Raw genomic sequence first — 9316 nt, forward strand, 5'->3', positions numbered from 1 at the left:
CTGGTCGGGCGCTCCCGACGCCACAGCAAAATCGTAACCGGCAGGAATCCACTTAATTTTCGCGGGGCGCTGTCCAAACAACCGGGACCAGCTCTGTGCATCACGCTCGCACATTCGGTACCTCTGCCGATTCAGTAAGTGACAGTTACAACAACCGTATCAGAGTACACCCCTGGTGACGGCGTGGCCTGCGGCGGCGCGCGGCCGTACACGATGAGATTCTGAGCGAGGCCCGTGCCCGTTCCGGGCACGTTGTTGCCCGTTGTGTCACCCCATACCTGCGTCCGCACGGCGTCTTTGTAGAGGCCGTAGGTTACAGTCTCCGATCCCTTGGACATCTTGCGGCTGGCAGGTGGGGAACCCGTAGTGCCCCCATTTAGGGCAACAGTATAACTCGTCGTCGGCGTACAGGTGACGGTGAGCTGACCTGTCGCATCGACGTTGGTACTCAAGACACCGGTTGCGCCGAAGTTGATGTTCTGAGCCGAGACCAGGCAGTTGTTCAGCACCGTTGCATTGGCCGTGAAGCTTGCATTGGTTGATCCCGCCAAGGAAGCGCTGCAGGCCGGACAGACACCCAGAGGACAGGTCTCATAGCGCAGTTGAGCGTCAGTCCCAGAGAACGACGACAGATAAGATCCGGTGGCAGCGGTCGACTGCCCACTGAGCACGCGGGCATAGATAGTTGGAGTAAGCGAGCCGTTGCCGAGGACGTTCAGGTCCAACGTGAGGGTCGGCGGTCGGGCCGAGAAGGACCAAAGATATGAACCCCACACCGTCGTTCGGGCGGAGTCCTGATAAAGCTGAAAGTTGAGCTGGTGGGCGCCGCTTGCCATTTGTCGTGCCGACGCCGTCGCGCCGCCGCTGCCGGCTCCAAGGTTGGGACAGAGCCGAACTCGCTCCAACAACAAGCCACTGCAGTTGATGCCGATCGTCGCGGTCGTGTCGACAGCGCTGCCTGCAAGCACATCGACCGAGCCGAAACTCACGTTCGACACGCTGTAACTGCAAGTGAGTGCCTTGGCGGCTGACGGAGCGACCACCAGAAATGCAGCAATCAGCCATCGCGATGGGGCGGTCCGTCTCATTGGCAAACTACATCCTTGAGCGCAACCTGTTCACCGGGCTTCGGCGCGTAGCCGAACGCCGCGCGGCACGAACCGCTGTCCGGAAGGTCAATCGCGACGATGTTCTGATCGGTCAAGCCCTGGACATAACCTTGCCCGTCGTAACCGATGACGAACGTCTGCTGGCCGCTCTCCAGATGGCCCTGCGCTCCCACCGCGAGCGGCTTACCTTTGCCGTCGGTGAACGTGACGAGCGCCGCCTTCGGCGTTTCCAATATCCCAAAATTGACCACCACGCCGCTGCGGTCGGCCGGCACCACCGCTTCATGGGTGCTCGGCACGTCGGCATCAACGGGCAAGTTCTTCGGATCGATCGAAATCTTGTTCTTCTGGTACGAGTTCAGATAGGGAACGAGGAGCAACCCACGGCTATCGGTCACGCCGACCGGCCGGTTCTCGTATTGCACCGCGACGTTGGGCGCGCCGGCGTTCACGACCGCAAATGCATCATCGATGCGGTTGCCGAAAAAGACCCCACCTCCAGCAAATGCGATGGAGCCATCGATCTGCGCGGTAGCGCGTGTGGCGTTGCCGTATTGCTGCACGCCGGCTTCGACGCGGCCGAACGATGCGCGATAGCTCGCCCTCGCGGAGCGATCGGGAATGGAGCCCTCGGCGTCGCGCACGCGCGCCCCGTAGCTTCCCGTTTCAAGCCTCTCGGACTTCATCGCGTCGGTCACCACCGAAGTTCCGGTCGGACCGCTCTGCACGCCGGTCGATACCGTGACGTCATTTCTGAATGGCACCGAAATTCCGGCGAAAATACCGAAACTCCTGGGGGCATCGATATCCTTGAACGCGGTGGCAAAGATCGTGCTGTCACGAAAGAAGGTGCGGCTGAATGACAGTCCAACGATGCGGTTGCGGTCTCCCAAAGCACTTTCGAGCTGCGTATAACTGAGACCGAGATTCGAGCGATCGAACGGCAGCCGCATGCTGAAGGTGACTTGGTCTAGAGCCTTCGGTACCAGGGCGCTGAAGAAAGAAGAGTTACCGAATTTCGGATCGAGGATCGGCGCGGTCACCGACGCGATGTCGTCGTAATTGCCAAACGTCCGTTGCGTGCGGGCATAGAGCGATAGCCCCCAGAAGCTCGTCTCAAGGGAAGCATTGAACAGACCACCAGCCCGGTCGCCAACCTGACTGCCGGCTACGGCAAAGGAGGCTGCGCCGAAAGCCCCCAGCGAGAATGCCGCACCCAGACCTCCGTTAACTAGGCCGGCCCCTCCTTCGGCATGGCCTTCGAGCGTCAGCGAATTGGTTAAGCCGTAACGCACGCTCGCTGATCCGACCGGGCGAGCGTCATAGTTGTGCGATTCGATCCCGTAGAACCGGCGCGCGAAGCCGAGCTCGGCCGAGAAATCATAGAGGCCTTCCCTGAGCAGTTGACTGGAGACGTAGAATGGCAGCGTCGTAACAATCTGTCGGCCGAGTGCATCGTTCAGCACCACGCTTGCCGTCCCTGCGCCGGTGGCAATCGGGAGATTGGTGACTTGGAATGGTCCCGCCGGCACTGAGCCGGTGTAGGTCTTCACATTCTGTGTATAGACGTCGAGGGTAGAGGGCACCGCCGCACTGCCGGACAGGGCTGGTATCGGCAGAGTCACGAGATCGGGACGAAGCGCGAAATTGGTTTGCATTTGCACGCCGCCAAGCCGCACTGATCGCGTCCATGACAAGCCGCCCGAGATCGTATCGCCTCCACGATAGGTAATAAGGCTCTCCGTATCCGAATACGTCCACGTGGAGTCGAGGCGCGTCAGACCGCCAAACTCCGGCGATACCGTGCTCGCGATGGCCGATTGGCTGAACGTCCCGTATGGGCTGAACACCCGGCCATCGAAGGCTCCTGACAATCCCTGAAAACTCTTCAGGTCACGCCAGAACGCGCCGTCGGAACTAGCAAAGAGCGTATAGTTCAGCACTCCACCGTAACTCCTCTGCGGCCCGATGTGCCCATCGGCCTTCGGACGCACATTGACGATGTGCGGAGCCCGGGCCGCATCAGGCGCAGTGATCCGGACCGTCTGCTTGGCTTCGTCAACTCGGTAGGATACGCCGGGCAAGCGATCCAGACGCACGAGACTGTCTGAACCGATTGCTTCGTCGGTAGGAATCAGCCCGATTTCCCGAAGTTCTTGTGGTGTCGCCGCCAGCGAACCGTCGGGCCGTAGCTGAAACGATCCGATGAGGTTGACAGGGCTCTCGTTGATCACGACGTTGAGCTGCAGGCTGCGCTCCGCTGTCACGGCTACCCTACCGGTCGGTTTCGGAATATCCATCAGTCCTTCAGCCTGCGCGCTCGTTGCCGGCGCAGCGAGACCAACCAACAGGATGGCCATCTCAACGGCCGGGTTGAACCGCAGCCGTCGCATTGACCTGTCCGGTATCGCTCTGGGCGGAGAGGGTCACGGAGCGACCCGACAGGTTGGCGCCGTGCGCGGCAAATGACCATTGCATCGTGGCGTTGCCAAGCACATAGCCGACAAGCCCTTTGCCGAGTATGATGTTTTGCCCCGTGCCATCGAACAGCTTAAGGTCTGCGATCTTAAGCCGTTGCTGACCGGCATTCCTCGCCGTTACCGCGAGCCCGTTGCCACTTCGCCCAACGGTCCAAGATATCTGCGCCTGACGCAGATCAGGAGCACGAAAGAAGACCGGCACGGAATAGCGCAGTGCGAGATTGACCACGCCATGCCGTCGCCGCGCCGGATCGGGAAGCTCGTCGACCACAACACGGTAGCTCTCCTCGCCCTCGACAGGTTGCTTGCTGACACGGACGACGCGGACAACGTAATCGGCGTTGGGTCCAAGCGTCTGACTTGGCGGGCTGGCTACGACGTCGGAGGTCGATTCAAGTCGATCCGCCCCCCCGCTTTGCGTCCAGCGGAACACTCGGATTTGCACATTGATTGACCGGCTGTCCTCGTTGCGCAGGTTCAGCGTCGCGGCGCTGTCGGGCGCCAGCAAGTCGAGAGTGGTCGGCGCCACGCGGAGCGAGGCCGCCTCTACCCGCGCAGCACAAAGGCAAGCGACGGCGATGCGGCTCACGCGGGCAAGCAGTCCAGGCATAGGCGTTTCCGTTAGTAAGTGACGGTCACCGTCAGCGTGTCGCTGTATCCACCGGCCGCCGGTGTCGACTGAGGCGGAACACGACCATAAACGGTGATCGGTTGAGGAGCGCCGGTTCCGGTCCCAGCCAACGTGTCCGTTCCAATAGTGGTGCCCCAGACCAGACTGCGCGCGGCATCACGGTAAACTGAATAGGTGACCGTTGCCGCTGCTGTTCCGGTCATCTGGCGTGCTGCGACTGTCGCGCCGGCGCCGTTCCCCGCGCTGATGCCGACGGTATAGGGCGTTGTATTCGTGCACTGAACGGAGATCGTGCTCTGGGCATCGACGTTCGCGCTGAGAACGCCCTGCGATCCAAACGCCAGATCGGTCGCCGACTGGACGATGCAGTTCGACTGGATCGTGATCGTGACCGTGAACTGCCCCGTCGCAGTGGCGGCGTGGGCAAGTTCAGGCACGAAGATCGCGGCTGCTATTAGGAGCGCGCTCGTCCAGACCGTTGATGGCGGCCAGGCACGGTGACGGAAACATTGATTCATGGGCGAACGCTCGCGTCCCCCCTGCCGGTACAGACACTATGGCCTAGTATCGCTGAGAAGGACTGGAAGCACCTACCAGGATTGGTTGGTGCCGATCTAATGTGGCCTGGGGCAAATGCGCCATGGCGACTGAATTAGATTCGAATTTTGATGTGATTGAGCGTCACCGCGAGCTTTCCGCGCAACACGCCGCCGCGGTATCGGTATCCGCGAAACTTGTCGCAGGTCCCGAGTTTGATGCCGAGTTCTATTCCCTGCACGCGCCGGAGGTCGAATGCATCGGCAAGGGCAAGGCGCATCGGCCTTACGAGTTAATGGCATGGAGCACGCCCGCTCTCAGCGGCAACGTGGAGCCCGGCGGGGCCGCAGCAGGAGCGTAAGCCAGGAAGTTAGTGACTGGCTCCAAAAAAGGAATAGGGGGAGCAAAGCGAGCCGGATCAACGACAGCGATGATAAGCAGAGATGGTCTTTGAAAAGAGCTGGTCCCGGTTGTTTGGACAGCGCCCCGCGAAAATTAAGTGGATTCCTGCCGGGTTATGCTGAAGGCGGGGCTTTACGAGTTTGCTGTGGCGTCGGGAGGGCGTAAGCCCGACCAGAGCCGCAGCAAAATCGTTGGCGACGATCATGCGGCCGTCACCATCGTTTGCGCGCCGAAGTAAGCCTTGTCGGGCGTGCGTTCGTCAAGGCTCGAGTGAGGACGTCCTCGATCAGAATATCGTCTCCATCGTGATCGATACGCGATGGACCAATACCCGTCGGCTGAACACATCGACGACCGCCGCCAGGGACGAATCCACGTCGCATCGGAATGTAGCTGATGTCCATTGCCCAGACCTGGTTCGGCCGCTCGATCTTCAATCCGCGCAATAGGTACGGGTAGATCTTGTGGCCCGGTGCGGGCTTGCTCGTGTTCGGACGGCGATAGATCGCCTCGATCCGCATGCGCTTCATCTGCGTCGCGACGTGGCGGCGGCCACCCTGCATGCCCTCACGCTGCAACAGCGATCGCAGCATGCGCGCCCCTGCGAAGGGATAATCGAGGTGCAGCTCATCGAGCCGGCGCATCAAGACAAGGTCCTCGGCCGAAACCGGCCGAGGTTCATAGTAAACCGTACTGCGGGCAAGGTTCATTGGGGGGCGCTCGTCTGAGCTCACCGAACTGGTGGAACATGACAAACAGCGCGATCATTCGGGCGCCCAGCTCAGCGATGGCTTGACTGACCAACAGCCCGTTGAAACCCCATATGGCCGGGAATAACAGTACAGCCGGTGTGAAGATATAGCCCTGCCTCGCCAAGGACACGACCGCACTGAGGCGTGCCCTCCCGAACGACTGAAGCATCGTCGTCACGACACTGTGGATGCCAAAAAGCCAAAAAAAGAGGTGGAAAACGATGCAAGTTGAGACCGCAATTTCTGTGATATTGTCGCTATCACTAAACTGCCTGACCAAAGGACGGGCAAAAATCACAATAGCCGCAGAATACGCGATGGAAAAAGCAACAGTCATGGAGAGCATGAACTTCGCGGCCTTCAATACGCGGGCAAAGTCGCGTGCGCCCCAGCTGAAACCCAGCACAGCGTGAGAGCCGATACAGAAGCCGGCGATAGGCAGTGCGCCAATCGTCAACAATCGCATAGCTATTCCAACGGCCGCGATGGACTCGCCGCCGAACGGCGCAGCAGCCCTGTACATGAGCATAAGGTAAACGGCAGATACAATACCGGTCATGGTCGCCGGCGCCCCTATGAGCGCGAGCTGTTTGATACGATCTGCGCGCAACGAAATGTGAAATATCCTGACGAGGACTATCCCGCGAAGCTTGGCAAAATAAGCGATATAGAGGCAGATAGCAGCGATCTGAGATAACAGCGTTGCGAGGGCTGCGCCTCGCACACCGAGATCCAGTAAGAATATGAAGATGGGATCGAGCATAGCGTTGAGTGTGAACGCGGTAATCATCGTCCACATGCTCAATCGTGTATTGCCCTCGGCTCTGACGATGAAGCCGTTGACGATGTTTAGAAGCATCAGGGTGTACCCGAACAAAAGGGGCGCCGCGTAGTCGAGCGCCATGGGCATAATGGTTGGAGTAACCCCAAGCGTTACGAAGATCCCTCGCAGGTTTAGAAGCAGAGCGATCGTAAGCATCACACCGATCGGAGCGGCGAGCGCGAGTGCAGTACTCGCGCCTCGACTCGCCTCCAAGTACTCGCCAGCGCCAAGCTGACGAGATATGAACGACGCTGTTCCGACGCCGAGTCCATGTCCGACTGCCGTGAGCAGGACCACGATCGGAAAGGCCATGCTGACAGCTGCGATCGCCTGCGCGCCAAGTGCGCCGACAAAGATCGCATTGACGACCTGCTGTAACGCGTTGATCGATAAGCCGACAATAGACGGAATGGCGAGCCGCAGAATAAGGCGCGAGAGATTTGTGTCAAATAGATCGATGTGCTGTCGTTTCTTTAGCATCGCGTCGCGATCGCTCTCGACTTCCGCATCCGGCTCATTCATGGATGAATGTGTGGCCACCTCTTTTGAGTTCGCTGATCGTTTGCATCAGCTCTTGTTGCAACACCGTGCAAAGATTGCGGGTCACCTCATAGCCGACCTTGGCTGGATTATACTTGGTTTCAATCCGGAGATGGCCGGCTCGATATCCGACACTAAACCAGAACAGGTAATTTAGGGCCGCGGGGTCCATGTCCTGGCCAATCCAAAGCGGAGAGGGCTCCTGGGAAAAGAGACGGCGTGGAAAATGGCGCTGCAAACCCGGTCGATAATTCAACCCAATTGTGGGCAAGGGCAGGCGATCGATCCGGGTCCGCACGTCTGGATCTCGGTTTAGGTATTTCAAGGCCCGAAAGCCTATTCCCCTGCGCGGCAGGGCGTTGCGCTGACGATATATTGAACGAGCACGGTCGGCGCGGGGCTCCGTTCCGGTGAGACTTAAGGCGAGCGGAACAAACTCGCCGATGAAGCCGATGATCTGGGATGGATCGATATCGTCAAACAGCCGACCTCGGGTCGAGGTAAGGGTATCAATCCAAATCGAATAGTTGTCGAAAACGCGTCCAAAGGCGCCAGATATACCGGCAAGAAACACGTCAAAGTCCTCACAATGCGCCGATTTGGCTGCAATATTGAGAAGATCAGCTGTCGCTTCTTTGTCAATCTCCAGATGGTACTTAGCTTGATCTTCCCAAAGCGATCGGCAATTCGCTTCATCGATGCGACCTTCAAGGTGTGCATAGTGAAGCTCTCTTGCCGCCTCATCAGAAAAGCTCGCGCCGCCCGATGAAGTGTCCCTGACGTGCAAATTGAACTTACCGTAATCAATCCCCTCCCAGTATCCGAGTTCGGACGGCGCTTCGCCGTTCGCGTAGTGTTCAAGGCGAGTCAGCCATGGTGAGAGCATTTGAATGTTCTCGGGATCAAGTGCGGCATGGCCTGAGGCAGCGGCGTCGTACGCCGCATCCAATGCTTCCAGGAACAATCGATAGCCTGTCCCCTCCAGGACGAAATGATGTACCAGGACCAGCAGATAGTAATCGCCGCTTTCTGATGTACGGAACACCGTGACGTTCAAAAGGAGCGTCTGGCCGTCAAACCGAAATATGTGTTGACGTCTTGCTGAGTTGTTTTCGATTGCCTTACGCTGCTCTAGGCTGGTCATGCCGACAAGATCGATCTCCTCTACGAGGCGTTCGGCGACAGAGGGGCCGATTGTCAGACGTAGACCATCGTCGGTTCGGGCAATGCGGAGTCTGAGACCTTCGTGCCTATACACGACTTGGGCAAGGGCGCGCTCCAGCGTTTGGATATTCAGGATGTCGCCGGGCAAGAAGAACAGGTCGCCGATGGTGTAGTGCTCATCCAAGCCGATAACACGGTTCGAGAATGAGATTACGGGGCTCACTGGCAACGGCCTATCCGCGCAAGGCGAGCTATGGAGCGTAGCCGCCCCTCCGTCTGCCGCCAATTTCCTGATAGTCGGTGTTCGATAGATTTGGGCGACAGTGAGCGTCAGCCCGGCTTTGCGCGCCAGCGTGACGCAGCGCACGCTCAGGAGAGAGTTTCCCCCGATATCAAAGAAGTTTTGATCGATTCCGACAGAGCTGACGCCTAACAAGTCCTGCCAGATCTCGGCAAGAATAAGCTCCGCGGTCGTGCGGGGCTCAGCAGATGGACCAGGGCCAGCCTCGCGGTAAGAAACGGTCGGCAGGCGAGCTCGATCGTACGCATACGACGGAGGCCGCCTGATTGACGCATGCGCGCGGGCACGGCGAGGTCTATGATGGCATTGGGTGAAGGGTGAAGGTCAGGCGGCCTGCTGATTGGCTGGCTTGTCGGCCTGGCGCAGGAGCTTCCATTCCCAGGGCAAGAGCTCGTGCAGACGCGATGCGGGATGATCGGCGATACGGGCCAGGACGTCGGCGAGCCAGGCCTTGGGATCGACGTCGTTGAGGCGACAGGTCGTGATCATCGTCAGCATGATGGCGGCACGGTCGGCGCCGCGCTGGCTGCCGGCGAAGGTCCAGTTGCGCCTTCCCAAGGCGATGCCTCTCAATGCG

The 9316-nt window shown here is 59.3% G+C and carries 8 protein-coding genes and 2 pseudogenes; 1 reads left to right on the forward strand and 9 read right to left on the reverse strand.

From position 1 onward, the window contains the following. Positions 1–131: 131 nt before the first annotated feature. Genes K359_RS0144970 through K359_RS0144985 form a run of 4 tightly spaced genes read right to left on the reverse strand, consistent with a single transcriptional unit; the run spans position 132 to position 4738 of the window. The gene (locus tag K359_RS0144970) at positions 132–1088 is read right to left on the reverse strand and encodes a spore coat protein U domain-containing protein (protein ID WP_156929066.1); all 957 of its coding nucleotides are present in this window, start codon (positions 1086–1088) and stop codon (positions 132–134) included. Beyond that, positions 1085–3502 carry a fimbria/pilus outer membrane usher protein gene (locus K359_RS0144975; protein WP_029084906.1) on the reverse strand — a complete coding sequence of 806 codons (2418 nt, stop codon included), beginning with the start codon at positions 3500–3502 and terminating at the stop codon, positions 1085–1087. The genes K359_RS0144970 and K359_RS0144975 overlap by 4 nt, the downstream gene beginning before the upstream one ends. Further along, a complete protein-coding gene (locus K359_RS0144980) occupies positions 3471–4199 on the reverse strand; it encodes a molecular chaperone (protein ID WP_029084907.1) in 729 nt (242 codons plus the stop codon). Before K359_RS0144980 ends, K359_RS0144975 begins: the two co-directional genes overlap by 32 nt. An 11-nt stretch (positions 4200–4210) precedes the next feature. Next, positions 4211–4738, reverse strand: coding sequence for a spore coat U domain-containing protein (locus K359_RS0144985; RefSeq protein WP_051346803.1), 528 nt, complete (start codon positions 4736–4738; stop codon positions 4211–4213). 122 nt (positions 4739–4860) lie between these two features. Between K359_RS0144985 and K359_RS60255 the strand changes: the two genes are divergently transcribed. Continuing rightward, positions 4861–5118, forward strand: a complete 258-nt coding sequence (locus K359_RS60255) for a hypothetical protein (RefSeq protein WP_165123026.1) — start codon at positions 4861–4863, stop codon at positions 5116–5118. Positions 5119–5448: 330 nt separating this feature from the next. On the opposite strand, the pseudogene K359_RS55840 reads toward K359_RS60255, so the two are convergent. The 5 genes and pseudogenes from K359_RS55840 to K359_RS0145015 all read right to left on the reverse strand — a co-directional run. After that, positions 5449–5857 (reverse strand): annotated as a pseudogene (locus tag K359_RS55840) (IS3 family transposase); the annotation flags it as partial. Then, on the reverse strand, positions 5838–7256 hold the full coding sequence (locus tag K359_RS0145005; RefSeq protein WP_029084909.1) for an MATE family efflux transporter: 1419 nt from the start codon (positions 7254–7256) through the stop codon (positions 5838–5840). The gene K359_RS0145005 and the pseudogene K359_RS55840, both read right to left, overlap by 20 nt. Further along, entirely contained in the window at positions 7249–8622 is a 1374-nt protein-coding gene (locus tag K359_RS0145010; protein WP_245284924.1) for a condensation domain-containing protein, read from the reverse strand. Before K359_RS0145010 ends, K359_RS0145005 begins: the two co-directional genes overlap by 8 nt. Positions 8623–8727: 105 nt before the next feature. After that, positions 8728–9006 (reverse strand): annotated as a pseudogene (locus K359_RS66540) (phosphopantetheine-binding protein); the annotation flags it as partial. Between the two features lie 57 nt (positions 9007–9063). Next, positions 9064–9316: transposase domain-containing protein (locus tag K359_RS0145015; RefSeq protein ID WP_029084911.1), on the reverse strand; the 253-nt coding region annotated here is incomplete at its 5' end.

Origin of the sequence: Bradyrhizobium sp. th-b2 (assembly GCF_000426785.1) — a bacterium.
Classification (GTDB): Bacteria; Pseudomonadota; Alphaproteobacteria; order Rhizobiales; family Xanthobacteraceae; genus Bradyrhizobium; species Bradyrhizobium septentrionale.

Excerpts from the sequence above, each read along its gene's own strand:
- K359_RS0144970 (WP_156929066.1), bottom strand. The coding sequence starts at position 1,088 with ATGAGACGGACCGCCCCATCGCGATGGCTGATTGCTGCATTTCTGGTG.
- K359_RS0144975 (WP_029084906.1), bottom strand. The coding sequence starts at position 3,502 with ATGCGACGGCTGCGGTTCAACCCGGCCGTTGAGATGGCCATCCTGTTG.
- K359_RS0144980 (WP_029084907.1), bottom strand. The coding sequence starts at position 4,199 with ATGCCTGGACTGCTTGCCCGCGTGAGCCGCATCGCCGTCGCTTGCCTT.
- K359_RS0144985 (WP_051346803.1), bottom strand. The coding sequence starts at position 4,738 with ATGAATCAATGTTTCCGTCACCGTGCCTGGCCGCCATCAACGGTCTGG.
- K359_RS60255 (WP_165123026.1), top strand. The coding sequence starts at position 4,861 with ATGGCGACTGAATTAGATTCGAATTTTGATGTGATTGAGCGTCACCGC.
- K359_RS0145005 (WP_029084909.1), bottom strand. The coding sequence starts at position 7,256 with ATGAATGAGCCGGATGCGGAAGTCGAGAGCGATCGCGACGCGATGCTA.